Raw genomic sequence first — 14880 nt, forward strand, 5'->3', positions numbered from 1 at the left:
ATTCCTATATCGAGAAAGGAACCAGGAGACGGCTATGAGCAAAGATGCGGTTTTTGTGTATCACGATGAGACTCAGAACTATAGCTTTAATGATACCCATCCGTTCAATCAGAAGCGGATCATCCTGACGATGGACATGCTCCGCAAAGCAGGCGCTCTGACAGACTCTTGTATTATCTCTCACGGTCAAGCATCAGAAGCCGATCTGCTGCTTACGCATGCCCCGGCTTATGTAGATGCTGTGAAAGCGCTTAGCGTGCCCCATCCTGCACCAGAAGCTGTAAAAGCCGCTGCGAAATACGGTTTGGACACGGAAGATACTCCGTACTTCGAGAATATGCACGAGGCCACAAGCCTCATTGTAGGAGGATCTATCGCTGCTGCGGATGTGGTTATGTCCGGGCAGGCCCAGCATGCGTTCTTCCCTGGGGGCGGCTTGCATCACGCGATGCCAAGCACAGGAGCAGGCTTCTGTGTCTATAACGACGCCGCTGTCGCGATCGCTCATATCCGGCGCAAATATGGAGCGCGTGTCTTGTACCTAGATACAGACGTTCACCATGGCGACGGAGTACAGTGGGCCTTTTATTCAGATCCCGAAGTATGCACCCTCTCGATCCATGAGACAGGGAAATATTTGTTCCCTGGTACTGGCGCCGTTAATGAGCGGGGAGCCGATGACGGCTTCGGTTATTCATTCAACGTTCCGTTAGAGCCCTACACCGAAGACGATTCCTGGATGGAAAGCTTTCATGAGATTCTGGACGGTGTTGTCCGCTTCTTCAAGCCAGACATTATCGTAAGTCAGACAGGGTGTGACGCACATGCCTTCGATCCGCTCGCTCATATCCATTGCAGTATGCGAATATACCGGGAGATGCCGCAATTCATTCATCGATTGGCCCATGAATATTGTGATGGCCGTTGGGTGGCGCTTGGCGGAGGCGGATACGACATCTGGCGTGTCGTCCCGCGTGCGTGGAGCTTACTGTGGATGAACATGACCGACCACTCTCTTCTTGAGCGTCTGGATCGCGACCCATCACTCCAACTCCCTGCGGCTTGGAATCAAGCGTGGTCCGCAGAAAGCCCTGTCCCATTGCCGGACACTTGGCTGGACCGTGTCGAGGACTGGGATCCGATTCCAAGACGCAGTCTGATCGAAGAGAAGAACCGCAAGACGATTGAAATCGCCAAGCTGTATCTGCCTAAATCATAACAGCTATCCTAACTATCGAATCCTAACTTACAGATGTTTCATCATTTCTTCGATAATGTTGCAAGAATGTCTTGCAGCTAATACCGTGAATTCGGCGAAGTTCACATCAGCCGATCCATCCGCTTTATCGGACATCGCTCGTATGATCACAAATGGGGTTCCGTTCATAACGCACACTTGCGCAACGGCGGCCCCCTCCATCTCCGTGCAGGCTCCCTGCATTTCCTTGTGCAATGTAGTCACCGTGTCTCGTCTGGCAATGAATTGATCGCCGGACAGGACACGGCCTTTTACCGTACGCCCCTCGAAGCCCACTCCACTTGCTTCATAAGCGATCTCCACTAACTTCGGATCTGCAACGAAGACGGATGGGTCGTGGAACGGAATCGTGCCGCGCGGGAAACCTAATGCGGTAACATCCACATCGTGCTGCTGACAGTCTGTAGAAATTACGATGTCCCCAATGTTGAGCTGAGGGTCCAGCGCTCCTGCTACTCCCGTAAACAGAATGGCATCCACCTCGAACGTATCGATTAATAGCTGGGTACAGACAGCTGCGTTGACCTTACCTACACCAGACTTACAGAGCACGACCTGCTTATTGCAGAAGCTTCCTTCCATAAAGCGGATGCCGGCTTTCTCCACCACCTTTAAACCTTCCATCCGCTCTTCAATTAATTGTATTTCTTCAACCATTGCTCCGATTAAACCAATTTTATTCCATGTCATGTCTTCTGTTTCTCCTTTATCCAATGTACCAAAATAGGCAAAAAAAGAGGCTCATTATAAATGAGCCACCGATTTCCGTTGAATAATCTCATGCGGTAATATGACTCTTGAAATCTCTACCGCTTCCTTGTTCATCAGCTTCGTCAACAATCGCATGGAGACTGCTCCAATATCGTACATAGGCTGCGCCACAGTGGATAATTGCGGCCGCACCATCGAAGCCATACGAGTATTGTCTACACTGATAATCGACACATCCTCAGGCACACGCAAGCCATGGTCTTGAGCGGAATGAATGGCGCCAATGGCCATCTCGTCCGTTGCCGAGAATATCGCAGTAGGTCTCTCCGACAATTCCAGGAAATACTTCATCACTTCGACTCCGGATTCGTAACGGTAATTACCGATTCGCACCAAATCATCTTGAACCGTTATTCCTGACTCTTCTAATGCTTTCTTATAGCCTTGGTAACGAGCGAATCCATTAGCAGGGTCCTGCAAAGTCCCGCTGATCATACCAATTCTCCGGTGACCGTTGCTGATGAGCTGCTTAACCGCATCATAAGCTGCTGCTTCGTGATCAATATCAACGGAAGGGATATTGGCATTATCCGTAGTCGTTCCGCAAAGCACGATCGGTACAGAGGATGTCTTGAAAGCTTGGATATGCTCGTCCGTCACAGTACCACCCATGAACAGAAGACCGTCCACTTGCTTCTCGAGAAGCGTATTAATAACTCGGATTTCCTTATCCTTCTTCTTATCAGCGTTACAAAGGATAATATTGTAGTGATACATGTTGGCGATATCCTCAATGCCGCGGGCTACCTCAGAAAAAATCGAGTTCGATATGTCTGGAATAACTACTCCGACCGTAGTCGTCTTTTTGCTCGCCAATCCTCTTGCCACCGCATTCGGCCGATAACCCAACCGCTCGATCGCTTCAAATACTTTCTTCCGCGTCTGCGGTTTGACGTTCGGGTTGTTATTCACAACGCGGGACACGGTCGCCATCGAGACGCCGGCTTCTCTTGCAACATCATAAATTGTTACGGTCACGTTAATCTTCTCCAATATGTGTAATAGGTTCTCAAGAATAGTCTCAGCACTACTAATCTCACGTGTACAGGCTTTAGCTAAATGATACTTCAAAGCCGAATGTAAAGCAATGAAAACCAATACATTTACAAGTCATTTCCAATTTTAATGCTTTTCTATCCTTACTTAAGTCCATTTGGTGCTTTAATTTCCTAACAGTTCATTCAGCTTACCTTCTGTGATATGCCAGTGGGACGTATGAGCGACCGCTTTTCCCTGCTTGACTACAATCAATTGCGGGGACTCATGCTTCACATCTAATGTTTCTGCGATCAGATTGGATACGGGTCTGTCCTCTACTACTAGTACGACTGCATATTCCACATCACTGTTAGGTGATTGATCCAGATAAGCATTCCATTGATCATGAGCTGCTGAGCTGATTGGGCAACGTGTGCTATGCTTCAGTACACAAACCGGCTGTTCTTTGCTCGTCTGCAAAAGCTGCAACCATTGCTTCTCGGACTCCAATTGAATAACTTCGACCATTTGCATAACCGCCTTTCGTGCATCTAGAATACTATTACTATCGATACTAACAAAAATCGAAAAAAAAAGCTAACACGCGTCAGCTTATTCAGAAGTTATGTGGTTAAAATAGACGGAGTCAAGAAAAATCATAAGTCGTCATCACATGATTGGTAATCTGCGATAGCCGATGTCGCACATCCTCCATCCACTCACGATCGTCTAGCGATTGGGCGAGAAGCAACAGATCAAGAAGTTCGTTAATGCGTTCTTCAATTATGCGTTCCACCGCGCTATGTATGTTTTCCTTATTCGTAACCTTGTGCATAAGGTGGGCCAGTTCCGACAATTCGTTGAAAAATACTTGTTTCTTCTCCGGGTCATGTCCAAGCGTCTTGATAAATCCGGTTAGCTCCGGTTTCACCGCTGGGAACACCTCGGTTCGCTGACAAGCATCGCAAGAATAAATCGGGACATTCTCTATCTCTACCTTATTCTGAAAAATGACGGTGCGCAATCGAATACCCATCGTCTCTCCGCACTTGCACTGCTTATGCAAATCATTCACTCCTTCTCCGCAGCAAAGAAAATGCACTCTTTTTCCGCTTTGAAGTTATATATTCTACTTCTCCAAGCTTTATCCTTCCAGAGTCGGGATAGTATTTTTTGCTAGGAAAGGAACCGTTTTCTTATATGCTTATTCAACACAGGAAGACTAAGTACTAACATAGCTATGGCCGCTCCGATCGCATCGTTGCGCAAATCCTTGATATCCGGCATACGCCCTGGGACAAAGGATTGATGGTACTCATCGGAAAGTCCATATAGAACACATAACACCACAACTGCTGCTTTACCCAATGGATGTATGGAAAAGGGCAGCAACGCCCAAAAGAACGTAAGCGCTAATAAAAAATAGGCTAGAAAATGACCTGCATCGAAACTTTGCAAAGCTGGAAACCATTTCTGAAAATACGGCAGCAATGTACCGAGATCATCCCCGGTTTGACCAGATAAATAATAAATAATAGCCATGCAGACAACAGCAGGCGCCCACCTGATAAACAGCTTCATTCCCCGTCCAACTCCCTTGTGTTCAATAACAAAAGTCCAACTTTCATTATGACGATTCGACGGGAAAAATCAATGCCATTACAAATATGGTACAATAATAAGGTTGAGTTATGTAAGTACTATTTCCAGAAGGAGGTATTCATCCATGCGATTAGCCGGTAAAAAGGTCATTTGTTTGGTAGACGAGGAATTCGAGGACTTGGAGCTGTGGTATCCGATTTATCGTGTTCGTGAAGAAGGTGCCGTTGTTCATCTGGTCGGCAATGAGAAAGGAAAGACTTACATCGGGAAGTACGGTGTGCCTGCACAATCGGACCTGTCCTTCGATGATGTGAATAGCGCTGATTACGATGGAATCCTGGTTCCTGGAGGTTGGGCGCCGGACAAGCTTAGACGTTACCCTAAAGTGCTGGAAGCCGTCAAGGAAATGGATGGGGCTGGCAAACCTATCGGGCAAATTTGCCACGCCGGATGGGTTCTCGTCTCAGCCAAGATATTGCAAGGACGCAAAGTCACTTCAACACCAGGTATTCGTGATGATATGGAGAATGCCGGGGCCACTTGGTACGATGAAGCTGTCGTTGTGGACGGCAATATTATCTCCTCCCGTCGTCCACCAGACCTGCCTCCATACGCCAAGGCGTTCTGTGATGTGCTAGCATCCAGATAGGGAAGAGATCATGTGCTCGTTGAACCTTGCGTAGAAATAGTTGCTCATTGCGCAACTATTTCTATTAGGCATATGAATTCCTCGTATTTAGTTGCTTGTACAGCAATTAAATACGAGGTATTTTGGTTTCCCGGAGTTTTGGTCCATTTAGTTGCGGTTTGAGCAATTAAATGGACCATTGTACTGGTTCGGGATCAAATAGTTGCTTTTTGAGCAACTATTTGTTCTTCAGATGATCACGTTGCTCAACAACCTCCACGCAACTCACAAAGGCCGTCCGGAAGGCATCGTAACAACCTTCAGGACAGCCGCAGGTGCGCTGACTTAACTATCATAGTTACCTCACCTTTACTTCAACCGAATCCCCTGCTGAAGCTTCACGATCGCTTTCTCGATCCGGCTAGCCCGCGTCTCGGCCTTCTTGGCCTCCTCGATCCAGTTGATATACTCCTTCTTGTGCGAGTAAGCCATTTTGTCAAAGGCTAGTCGGGCAGCGTCGTCAAGATCAAGGGCCGATTGGAAATCATCCGGCGCAATGACCTCTCTCGCTTCCGTATCGACCTCCATCGTCACTTGTATGGTATCTCCTAGGGTGACACCTGCCTGGTCCCGAATGTCTTTATTCACGACCATGTAGTGAGATCCATCACCATTAGGCATCAAGGAGCTGCGATAAGAAACTCCGTTGACTGTCCCTTTCACCCGCACTTGGGACTTGGTGCCGAACTTCTCCTCCACGCTAAAAGGCACTTGCATAAAAGTCCAACTGCCAACGGCTTCCGGCCGTTCAAGCACGGCTTGAAATACAAGCATGGACCGTCCCCTCCTTCGTCCTGTGGAAACTTATCCAGATACAGATTCATCCTGCTGCTTGTCCGGCTATCAATAGCTCCACATTCGCTTCTCGGCACGCCTCTACAATCACTGTAGGCGGCTGCTGATCCGTAATGATTCTATGAACTTGAGAAAGACCTGCGAAGGAGGACAAGGACTGGATCCCGAATTTGGTGTGATCCAGCACCATATTCACCTCAGCTGCTTTGGTCATCACGATCCGCTTCAACTCCGCTTCGAATACATTGGAGTTACTGAAGCCATGCTCGAGCGTGAAGCCGGAGGCTCCCAAGAACACCCGATCAAAAGCCATCTTGGATATCGTCTCTTCCGCGAACGGGCCGACAAGGGAAGATGTCGCTTCCCTCATGATCCCTCCGACCACAATGGTCTGAACCTGCTTGCCGTTCAACTCCGCAGCCACGTTCAAGGCATTGGTTACAATGGTCATATCACCGCCCCGTCCTATGCAGCGTGCAATCTGGAGTGTCGTTGTGCCGGCATCGATGAATACAGCCTCTCCTGGCACAATGAGGTTCGCAGCCGCTTGACCAATCGCTGATTTCTCATCCATCAGCACACGGGATCGCTCACCTAGCGGCATATCTATAGCTGTAGACGGTATAGCTCCGCCTAACGTGCGATACAAAAGCGTCATTTGCTCGAGCTTCTCTAAATCGCGCCGGATCGTCATCTCAGTCACATCAAACTGTCGGCTGAGCGATGTTATTTTGACTTCTCCATCCGCAGTAAGCATATCAAGAATGCGTTCTTGCCTTTCATTCAATCTTGGTTTCATTAGCCTATGCTCCTAGCAAGTTAATCTCCAAGTCAAGCTCATACGTAACCGAGCAGCCTGCCTCTAGCATTACAAGTGAGCCGTTCGCCCTTTCTTCGGCGCGTCCTCCCACATGACAGTTGGCTGGTTCAATACCAAGTACATGCGTACCCGCTCCTGGCATGTGCCACTGGACTAGTCTGGGGAGATGCTCCGTAGACCAAGATAAGCGAGCTTGCACGCCTTGCTCAGCGCCGGGAAAGTCAGGGGTTTCTATTACCGCTGTTGCTCTGCCCGATTCATCAGAACGGACCTCATGATAATAAACCCGTTCCGAATAAGTCGGGTCTGGTGATGTCCAACGGTCATAGCCTTCCACCGGAGTATGCGCCTCTCTGCCAGCTATTCGAGCAGTTGGCATGTGGATGCGAGTGGATTCGTTCATAAGAGGAAAGCCAAAATTGAAGTGATATAACATCATATGCGGGCAAGCCTTGAACCCGGGGTTCTCCACTGTATCGCGAATCGTAAGGTGATTCTCACCTAATCGGCTGCTTATTTCGCGAATTAAACGCAATTGCTCGCCAAAAATGAACGTTTCCTCCACGACGCCCGATACAGTCATCACATACTCGTCCCCATCCCAAGCTCCATTAACGGATACGTGTCTGGCTGGAGTATGGTGAACACGGCCATGAAGTCCAAACGCATGCCCCTGGTCTACATTCGGTGACCCAGCCTGAGACAGTCCGCATGTCATCAACAGACCGCCTGCAGCTGTACGAAGCCATTCCGCTCCGCTAGCATTGAAGTAAGCAGGATGTACATCTCCATTCGGTGATTGCCAGCTTATGGGTACACCCCGAAATTCCGCAAGTGAAATATCAAGTCCACGCGAGGCGCTGATATAATAGGCTAAGCCTGCGCCAGTGCGGATTTGGATTTGTTCGTTGCCTGCTTCAGTTCCCTCAAGCAGCTGCAATCTGCGAATACCGCCGATCTGTTCCAGCCGCCCAACTCTGGCTTCCAGCTCTCTGCGTGTCCATACTCTTCCGTTCCAACGCACCGTTTAATCCTCCTTTTAGCCGAGTCTGCGAATATTGGGATCTGTAAAGATGTCGGATTCATCTCGACTTGTGCTGGAGAACTCCGATACGATTGCACCTTCACTTCCGGCTTGAAACCAATGCAGTGTATTAGGCTGAATTGTGAACTGTTCACCTGGCAGCAGTTCAATCTCGTGAAACACGGTATAATAAGCTTCGCTTCCGGATGGCACAATTCCTTGTATAGGCGAGGTAGGCTCTCCTTCAATATATAACAATACCTTGCCTGAGCGGCAGCGGAACGTTTCCATTTTACCAGGATCGCTCCCTACTGGCGGATGTTTATGCTCAGGACAAGTTTGACCCGGGAAAAGAACAAGATCTTTGGCGCAATAACGGTCCGTGTTGACATAAGTAATAAGCTCCAGACCTTGATTCATCAGATCATCCAAGCCAAACCCTGCAATTTCTATACTCGCCTTCTCTGCTTCAGTAAGCACGATTCCAGCCTCATCGAACATCCGAAGAGTTATTTCCTGCGCTTCCTTAACTTGTTCAGGAGTTACCATAAGCTCGCTTCACCCTTTCTTCCACTTATAATACAACCCGCTTTGTTGATCTTGCCGCCAAGCAGGATCCCGCTCGAGCCAGCTGTTATCTCTTTGCTGCCACCCGGAAGCCATTCTCTGCTCAACTTGATCCCAGGAAGGAACTCCGCTTGTGGCATCAGGCTGCTCCACATTGCAAGCGCCGACAGCAACTGCGCTCAGAATAATACGTTCCATCGGCAGCCCTTGCAGCAATCCTGCTAGAAATCCAGCAATTGTACAGTCACCTGCACCGGTAGTTCCAATCACATCGACAGAATAACAAGGCGCAAGCAGCTCGTGACCGCCCCAGTCTATTCCAGCACCATCTGTCCAACAAGCTCCCATGGCTGCAAGACGTGAAACATCTGAGGTCGTTTTTACATAGAGCCCATGCTCCCCTAATTTGATACCGACAATAGCAACACCCATAAGCAATAATCGGTCAGCCAACTGGGAGAGCAGCAAGCTGTCTACCCCGACCCCTGCTTCTACGTTCGCCGAGCTGCGCTCTTTCTCTAAACGAGAATACTGCTCACGATCTAGCATATAGAGGAGCTCTTCATAGCTGGGCAAAAATACATCCACATGCGGCAGCACAAGCTCCAGGAATGAGATCCAGTCTATGCGGCCCGCGGTTGAATCCGGATCTGGCTTTGCCATATCCAGCGATGTAGTAATTCCAAGCTCCTTCACTCGCTGGAACATCTCAGCCATTTCTTCGCCGCCGTTCGAATACATACGCTTCATCAGAGGAGGATAGCCAAAATGAAACAAACGTGTCTCCGCAATGTCATGATAGCGAATATCATCAGCTGAGAATGTGTCATTTGCCCCGGAGCAGTGAAGGAATATTCGATCCACTCCCGGAGGGCTGATGACAATGGTATAAGAAGTCATTTCACTAGATGATACAATCAGGTCCGATGACAGACCTTGTTCTTGCTCTTCCAAGAGCTTGGCAACCGCTCCACCGAACAAGTCATCCCCGATCTTACCCATAAGCCGGACCGATACTCCCAGACGGTGAAGCGCTATGCCTGTATTGGGCACAGCGCCTCCCGTAGACGTAACGGCCGGTCCTATGTTAATTAGCTTACCGGGAACGAACAGCTGTCCTACTTCGTTCGAGGTAACTTGATGCTCCATTTGTGGAATTACATCCAGGCATATAACTCCGGCAATTACTGCCTCCGCGGTACGCGGTTTCATTGGGAATCCCCCCAAGATAAAGTGACGGTACTATTGTCTCGCTGTGATTCAAGTGCTGCTGTGAACAGCTTGTGGCTGTCAGCCGCTTCACCTGGTGTAGCACAGTGAAAAGACTGCTGCATCTGTTCTCCGTTAACAATCTCGTCGCAGAATGCTGCCCACATCTGTAGAATAGAATCGGAGAAGCCGAATTCGAATATACCTCCTGTAATTGTAGCATAAGCGGACTTATACGGCGCATCAACTACATGCCAAGCTTGCTCGCCCCCCGGTTTGTAGGGAAGGGATGCAACTTGCTTCGGATTCTTCGTTGTATATTCGGCCGAGAAATCTGTACCCGTAATACGAATAAACCATGTGTTAGCATGTCCGGGGGCAATCCGCTTCATCGACAACACCATAGGGAATTGCTGATCCTCTGTCTTCACATCACAGGCCAGAATCGCATTATCCCATGTTTCGCATGGTACGCTGCCGCCTTTCCCATCTGGGCGCTCATCCATTATCTTGGACAGCAGAGCACGGACGGAGCTTGGTTTCCAACCGAATCGCATGGGCAGATGGACCACATGCATGCCGAGGTCGCCCATGCAGCCATATTCACCATTGGAAGCTACTCTTCTTTTCCAATTGATCGGCTTGGTAGGGTCGAGATCGCTGCTGTGCCAGAAGCCTGCTTCCACTTCTATGATGCGGCCGAACCGATTCTCCTGAACCCATTTGGATATTTGCATCGCACCAGGGAAAAAAGGAAATTCGGAAGAGCAGCGGACAAGCACATCCGGGCGCTGCTGAATAGCCTGTTGAATGCGCTCATTGGCTTCCATGTCTATACCGAAAGGTTTCTCGGCCAATAGATGCTTGCCGGAGGCAATAATGTCTGCATATAACTCTGCATGCAAATGATGAGGTACCGCGCAATAGATAGCGTCGATATCAGGTGAAGCTAACAGCTCCTTATAATCAGTTGTCGTTTGGGTTACACTGGGCACATGATCAGTGAACCAAGCCGCAGCTTCCGGATTGGCATCACAAACTGCGACGATTACAGGCTGAAAGTTGACGTTCTGCAGATGGCACCATCTGGCTGCTGCACTGGCGAACTCTTTGCCCATTAACCCGCAGCCAATAACCCCAAAGCGGACCTGGCGTTTATCCTTAGTACTCGAAGTCACCATTATGCCCCTCCGTTCAAAATACTCAAGGCCTGCTCCACAGAAGCGCCTCGATGTACAATGGCCATAAATGCTTCCGTCATCTTGCTAGGGTTCGGGTGTTGAACAACATTGCGGCCATATACGATGCCAGCCGCCCCTAATTGGATTAGTGCGTGAGTACGTGCTAAAATCACTTCATCAGGAGCGCGGCCGCCTCCGCGCGGCAGCACGGGCAGTCCGCCGGCAGCCTGGATCACCTGGTCGTAGTTCTCGATCGGATCACAAGGGTCCGCTTTAATAATATCCGCCCCAAGCTCAACGGCTTGACGAACCAATGGAACGATCTTCTTAATATCGCCGTCCACCATATAAGCTCCCCCTTTTTCATTGGGCAGCATAACGAGCGGTTCGACCATAAGCGGCATTCCATATTTCTCGCAATCCGGTTTCAGCTTGCATACATTCTCGATACATTGATGATAAAGATCAGGTTGGTTCGGAATAAGGAAGACATTCACGACGATACAGGCTGCATCAAGCTGGACCGCTTGCTCAACAGGGTTATGGATCAGTTGACTGAACACATGGCTTGGAAGGGTAGCGCCATATACATTAGCGACATCGGAACGAAGAACGAGAGAAGGCTTGTGTTTGCCTGGAATGCGCTGTAGATGCCTTGCCTGGCCTACGCTTAGTTGAATGGCATCCGGATTGGCGTCGACGATCGTCTCCACTGCCTTCTGCATATTTTCAATACCGGATAAAAAGGAATATTCATTGAAAAATCCGTGATCGATTGCAACATCGAAGCATTTGCCGTCTGACGCGAACAGGCGATTCATTCTTGCACTTACTGACATAAAAAACACCCTTTCGAAATGTTGGATAATAACATATAATGTTACTTAATAACATTTCGATTATAACAAGCAGTTGTTTAAGTGTCTACCCTAATCTACTTTATTAAAAAGGAGCAAAACCATGACATCTAAGAAACAATCCGACTACAACTGGACCAAAGAGGATATATGCGCACACTTGGGAGACGATTATGACCGTTATCTCGGAGCCATTGTGCCTCCTATATTCCAGAACTCCTTATTCACGCGAAAAACTACCGATCACGGGTATGTATATACACGGGTAAGCAACCCCACAACAGAAGTTGCCGAGCAGAAAATCGCCGCATTAGAAGAAGGTCAATCCGCCAAGTGTTTCTCCTCCGGTATGGGTGCAATCTCTGCTGCCATTATGTATTGGATGTCGAAGGACAGTCATGTCGTATGTATTCGCAGCGCTTATGGACCTACGAGAGAGTTTCTTAGCTCCTACTTGCAATCATTCGGGGTCGATGTCACGTTCGTGAAATCGGGCAGCACTTCAGAAATCGAACAAGCTATACGCCCAAATACGAAGTTGATCTTTCTGGAGAGCCCCTCTTCTCATCTGTTCGAAATGCAAGATTTGCAGGCTGTAGCCGCTCTGGCCAAATCTCATGGTATTGCAACCATTATCGATAACACATGGGCCACACCGCTCTATCAAAACCCGCTCAAGTACGGAATAGATATGGTCGTGCATTCGGCTTCCAAGTATTTGGGAGGTCACAGTGATATCATTGGCGGAGTGCTTATTGGACAAGCAGATATGATGGAAACAATCATGCATCGAGAACGTGCATTGTTCGGTTCGAACATGGATCCTCATCAATCCTGGCTACTGACACGCGGCTTACGCACCCTTCCTGTGCGCATGAGGCAGCATCAAGAAAGCGCCATGCAAGTTGCTGCCTTTCTGGAAAGTCATCCCTTAGTAGAACGTGTCCTTTATCCAGGGCTTGAAAGCCATCCGCAATATGAACTGGGTAAACGGCAGATGACTGGATACAGCGGTCTAATGAGCTTCGTCCCAAAAGGAACCGACCAAGCCATTATGGATATGATACGCAGTCTGCGATACTTCGAGCTCGGCCCAAGCTGGGGCGGTTTTGAGAGCTTAATTAATACGCCAGGGGTTGGAATAAACGAAGAAATGAGCGTAATGACCGGAATTCCGCAAGGCTTAGTCAGAATCTCGGTCGGACTTGAGCAGCCTCAATCGTTGATGGAAGATCTCGATCAGGCCCTGCTGACGCTGCGTCATTAAACAGCCTATGAGTGCCTGGTTGTCACGCGTATACCGCTCTATTGCTGCCTTGTCCATCAACGCCAAGATCAATATCATTATTATCGCTTTCCTATGCGTTCCCTTTCTATTGTTGGGACTGATCTGGTTTCAGAAGTCAAACGAAACGATTAAAGAGAATGCCCGCAAAGTGAATCAGGAATTGGTCAGGCAAACGACTTCTCAATTAGACGCTTATTTCACCGATCTAGAACGATCTACATTCCCTATGGTTTCTAATCCCGTTATTCAAGATTTCATGAAGCTGGATCCGGATGACTACTTGGAATTAAATGGATACAAAGCCCAGATAGAGCGAAATTTGCTGCCAAATTTACTTTTCGGCCGAACTGATATATACGGATTCGCTATCGTTTCTCAGAAAGGAGTATTTGCGAATTACGTCAATACGGATCGGGAACGCGCTGCCAAACTGCTCAAGCTGGATAATTTGAAGGATCAGGAAACGTATAAGGTCATGGGCCTTACTTTCGATCAGTCAAATCCGATTATTACGGTCATACGCAAGTTCTGGGATACTCAGCGTTACGAGACGACCGGTTTTCTTATGTTTGATTTGAGCGTGAATCAGGTTAACCGCATCGTGCAAAATATTAAGCTGGGGGAAACGGGAAAAATCTCCCTGATCGACTCTAACGGATTATATGTGTATCACACCAATCCTGAGCTTCTATACAAGCCTATATCACAAGAAGATCAAGAGTATTACGGAGGATTCCCAGAGGGATATTTCTTCAAAGGCACTGGTGATAATGAATTGTTAACTGTTTTTCATCGCTCGCCTTTAAATGGCTGGATTATGGTGTCTGAAGTGCCATTAAAAGAGCTGGCAGGTGAATTGATCGCCACTCGCAACTTGTCCATCTGGGTAGGGATCGTGTTAATTTTGTTCGTTCTGGCGATGTTGAGCGGATTCTCCTTCTATTTATCAAGATCGTTATTATTGCTGCAACGGCTCATGCACAGGGCTGAGAACGGGGATCTGAACGTAAAGGCACCAGAACGAAGAGATGATGAGATCGGCAAATTGAATCGAAGCTTTAATAAAATGGTCAGTGAAATTCGTCGATTGATCGAAGTTGTGCATACTTCAGAGCTTAAGGAAAAAGAGCTTCAGCTCCAGCAACGGGAGGCGGTTATGCTCGCCCTGCAGTCTCAGATCAATCCCCATTTTCTGTACAATACGCTCGAGGTAATTAACTCTCATGCTCTTGTAGAAGGGGTTATCCCCATAAGCAATATGACTACGGCCCTCTCCGATCTATTCCGATATAGTGTAGGTAGTCCGAATGAGATCGTTACACTAAAGGAAGAAATCGAACACTTGCGAAGCTATTTCGAGATTCAGAAGGAGCGCTATCGTTCTCTCATAGTAGAGCTCGATACGGATGATCAACAGACAGCTCGCGTGAAGGCGGCAAGGCTGCTTATCCAACCGATTGTTGAGAATGCCTTCATTCACGGGTATGAGCGTCAAAAGCTGCGTCCCGCTTATATCGGGATCCACGGTGAGCTAAATGCGGATGCCTATATAGTGACCGTAAAGGATCACGGCGGAGGAATGTCTCCCGAACAAGTGGATGCAATGAATTTGATATTCAACAGCAGAGATTCCGATACGGATCATCTGGATTCGAGTAAGGATATGAATGCCAATGCGGGCTCTCCAGGTCTTACCAAGAGAGGAATCGGGATGTGGAATGTGCATCACCGGATTCGCTTGCTGTTCGGCGCCCCATATGGTTTGGAAATTACACAATCGAACTCGTCAGGCACAACCATTCAAATTATGCTGCCCACGGAAAGCAGATAAACGAACGACTT

General features: G+C 48.3%; 16 protein-coding genes. 4 read left to right on the forward strand and 12 right to left on the reverse strand.

Translation table 11 applies throughout. The features are described from left to right. The first annotated feature begins 34 nt into the window (after window positions 1-34). Window positions 35-1219, forward strand: a complete 1185-nt coding sequence (locus AC58QD_RS03235) for an acetoin utilization protein AcuC (protein WP_497329922.1) — start codon at window positions 35-37, stop codon at window positions 1217-1219. Between the two features lie 27 nt (window positions 1220-1246). Here the strand turns inward: AC58QD_RS03235 and AC58QD_RS03240 are convergent, their stop codons facing one another. The 5 genes from AC58QD_RS03240 to AC58QD_RS03260 form a co-directional block, all read right to left on the reverse strand. Next, window positions 1247-1948 carry a 5'-methylthioadenosine/adenosylhomocysteine nucleosidase gene (locus tag AC58QD_RS03240; protein WP_497329924.1) on the reverse strand — a complete coding sequence of 234 codons (702 nt, stop codon included), beginning with the start codon at window positions 1946-1948 and terminating at the stop codon, window positions 1247-1249. A 54-nt stretch (window positions 1949-2002) separates the two neighbouring features. Continuing rightward, entirely contained in the window at window positions 2003-3007 is a 1005-nt protein-coding gene (gene ccpA / locus AC58QD_RS03245) for a catabolite control protein A (RefSeq protein ID WP_497329926.1), read from the reverse strand. 183 nt (window positions 3008-3190) lie between these two features. Continuing rightward, complete coding sequence (gene ytxJ / locus AC58QD_RS03250) at window positions 3191-3535, reverse strand: bacillithiol system redox-active protein YtxJ (RefSeq protein ID WP_497329928.1); 345 nt, start codon at window positions 3533-3535, stop codon at window positions 3191-3193. Between the two features lie 118 nt (window positions 3536-3653). After that, the gene (locus tag AC58QD_RS03255; protein WP_497329930.1) at window positions 3654-4073 is read right to left on the reverse strand and encodes a hypothetical protein; all 420 of its coding nucleotides are present in this window, start codon (window positions 4071-4073) and stop codon (window positions 3654-3656) included. Window positions 4074-4183: 110 nt separating this feature from the next. Continuing rightward, window positions 4184-4588 (reverse strand): VanZ family protein, encoded by a 405-nt coding sequence (locus tag AC58QD_RS03260; RefSeq protein ID WP_497329932.1) that lies wholly within the window; start codon window positions 4586-4588, stop codon window positions 4184-4186. A gap of 145 nt (window positions 4589-4733) precedes the next feature. Between AC58QD_RS03260 and AC58QD_RS03265 the strand changes: the two genes are divergently transcribed. Further along, window positions 4734-5258, forward strand: coding sequence for a type 1 glutamine amidotransferase domain-containing protein (locus tag AC58QD_RS03265; protein WP_497329934.1), 525 nt, complete (start codon window positions 4734-4736; stop codon window positions 5256-5258). Between the two features lie 348 nt (window positions 5259-5606). Here the strand turns inward: AC58QD_RS03265 and AC58QD_RS03270 are convergent, their stop codons facing one another. From AC58QD_RS03270 to AC58QD_RS03300, 7 genes are read right to left on the reverse strand one after another with little or no spacing between them, the layout of a single operon-like run. Then, window positions 5607-6071 (reverse strand): DUF1905 domain-containing protein, encoded by a 465-nt coding sequence (locus tag AC58QD_RS03270; protein WP_497329936.1) that lies wholly within the window; start codon window positions 6069-6071, stop codon window positions 5607-5609. A 46-nt stretch (window positions 6072-6117) separates the two neighbouring features. Further along, window positions 6118-6891 (reverse strand): DeoR/GlpR family DNA-binding transcription regulator, encoded by a 774-nt coding sequence (locus AC58QD_RS03275; protein WP_497329938.1) that lies wholly within the window; start codon window positions 6889-6891, stop codon window positions 6118-6120. A gap of 4 nt (window positions 6892-6895) precedes the next feature. After that, the gene (locus tag AC58QD_RS03280) at window positions 6896-7936 is read right to left on the reverse strand and encodes an aldose 1-epimerase family protein (RefSeq protein ID WP_497329940.1); all 1041 of its coding nucleotides are present in this window, start codon (window positions 7934-7936) and stop codon (window positions 6896-6898) included. A gap of 15 nt (window positions 7937-7951) precedes the next feature. Then, window positions 7952-8485: a D-lyxose/D-mannose family sugar isomerase gene (locus AC58QD_RS03285; RefSeq protein WP_497329942.1), complete on the reverse strand. Its 534-nt coding sequence runs from the start codon at window positions 8483-8485 to the stop codon at window positions 7952-7954. Window positions 8486-8494: 9 nt separating this feature from the next. After that, window positions 8495-9715: a carbohydrate kinase family protein gene (locus AC58QD_RS03290; RefSeq protein ID WP_497329944.1), complete on the reverse strand. Its 1221-nt coding sequence runs from the start codon at window positions 9713-9715 to the stop codon at window positions 8495-8497. Next, window positions 9712-10893: a Gfo/Idh/MocA family protein gene (locus AC58QD_RS03295; protein ID WP_497329946.1), complete on the reverse strand. Its 1182-nt coding sequence runs from the start codon at window positions 10891-10893 to the stop codon at window positions 9712-9714. Before AC58QD_RS03295 ends, AC58QD_RS03290 begins: the two co-directional genes overlap by 4 nt. Next, window positions 10893-11732, reverse strand: coding sequence for a class I fructose-bisphosphate aldolase (locus AC58QD_RS03300; protein ID WP_497329948.1), 840 nt, complete (start codon window positions 11730-11732; stop codon window positions 10893-10895). The genes AC58QD_RS03295 and AC58QD_RS03300 overlap by 1 nt, the downstream gene beginning before the upstream one ends. 121 nt (window positions 11733-11853) lie before the next feature. On the opposite strand from AC58QD_RS03300, the gene AC58QD_RS03305 reads away from it, so the two are divergent. Together AC58QD_RS03305 and AC58QD_RS03310 are read left to right on the forward strand one after the other, a co-directional pair. After that, complete coding sequence (locus AC58QD_RS03305) at window positions 11854-13017, forward strand: trans-sulfuration enzyme family protein (protein ID WP_497329950.1); 1164 nt, start codon at window positions 11854-11856, stop codon at window positions 13015-13017. Between the two features lie 19 nt (window positions 13018-13036). Further along, window positions 13037-14869: a cache domain-containing sensor histidine kinase gene (locus tag AC58QD_RS03310; RefSeq protein ID WP_497329952.1), complete on the forward strand. Its 1833-nt coding sequence runs from the start codon at window positions 13037-13039 to the stop codon at window positions 14867-14869. Window positions 14870-14880: the final 11 nt, after the last annotated feature.

This window comes from Paenibacillus sp. J2R1T-4 (assembly GCF_059692235.1).

What these genes read in the sequence shown, in the direction of transcription:
- AC58QD_RS03305 (WP_497329950.1), top strand. Translation starts at nt 11,854, where the DNA reads ATGACATCTAAGAAACAATCCGACTACAACTGGACCAAAGAGGATATA.
- AC58QD_RS03265 (WP_497329934.1), top strand. Translation starts at nt 4,734, where the DNA reads ATGCGATTAGCCGGTAAAAAGGTCATTTGTTTGGTAGACGAGGAATTC.
- AC58QD_RS03285 (WP_497329942.1), bottom strand. Translation starts at nt 8,485, where the DNA reads ATGGTAACTCCTGAACAAGTTAAGGAAGCGCAGGAAATAACTCTTCGG.
- AC58QD_RS03235 (WP_497329922.1), top strand. Translation starts at nt 35, where the DNA reads ATGAGCAAAGATGCGGTTTTTGTGTATCACGATGAGACTCAGAACTAT.
- AC58QD_RS03290 (WP_497329944.1), bottom strand. Translation starts at nt 9,715, where the DNA reads ATGAAACCGCGTACCGCGGAGGCAGTAATTGCCGGAGTTATATGCCTG.
- AC58QD_RS03270 (WP_497329936.1), bottom strand. Translation starts at nt 6,071, where the DNA reads ATGCTTGTATTTCAAGCCGTGCTTGAACGGCCGGAAGCCGTTGGCAGT.
- AC58QD_RS03275 (WP_497329938.1), bottom strand. Translation starts at nt 6,891, where the DNA reads ATGAAACCAAGATTGAATGAAAGGCAAGAACGCATTCTTGATATGCTT.
- AC58QD_RS03240 (WP_497329924.1), bottom strand. Translation starts at nt 1,948, where the DNA reads ATGACATGGAATAAAATTGGTTTAATCGGAGCAATGGTTGAAGAAATA.
- AC58QD_RS03295 (WP_497329946.1), bottom strand. Translation starts at nt 10,893, where the DNA reads ATGGTGACTTCGAGTACTAAGGATAAACGCCAGGTCCGCTTTGGGGTT.
- AC58QD_RS03260 (WP_497329932.1), bottom strand. Translation starts at nt 4,588, where the DNA reads ATGAAGCTGTTTATCAGGTGGGCGCCTGCTGTTGTCTGCATGGCTATT.
- ytxJ (WP_497329928.1), bottom strand. Translation starts at nt 3,535, where the DNA reads ATGGTCGAAGTTATTCAATTGGAGTCCGAGAAGCAATGGTTGCAGCTT.
- AC58QD_RS03300 (WP_497329948.1), bottom strand. Translation starts at nt 11,732, where the DNA reads ATGTCAGTAAGTGCAAGAATGAATCGCCTGTTCGCGTCAGACGGCAAA.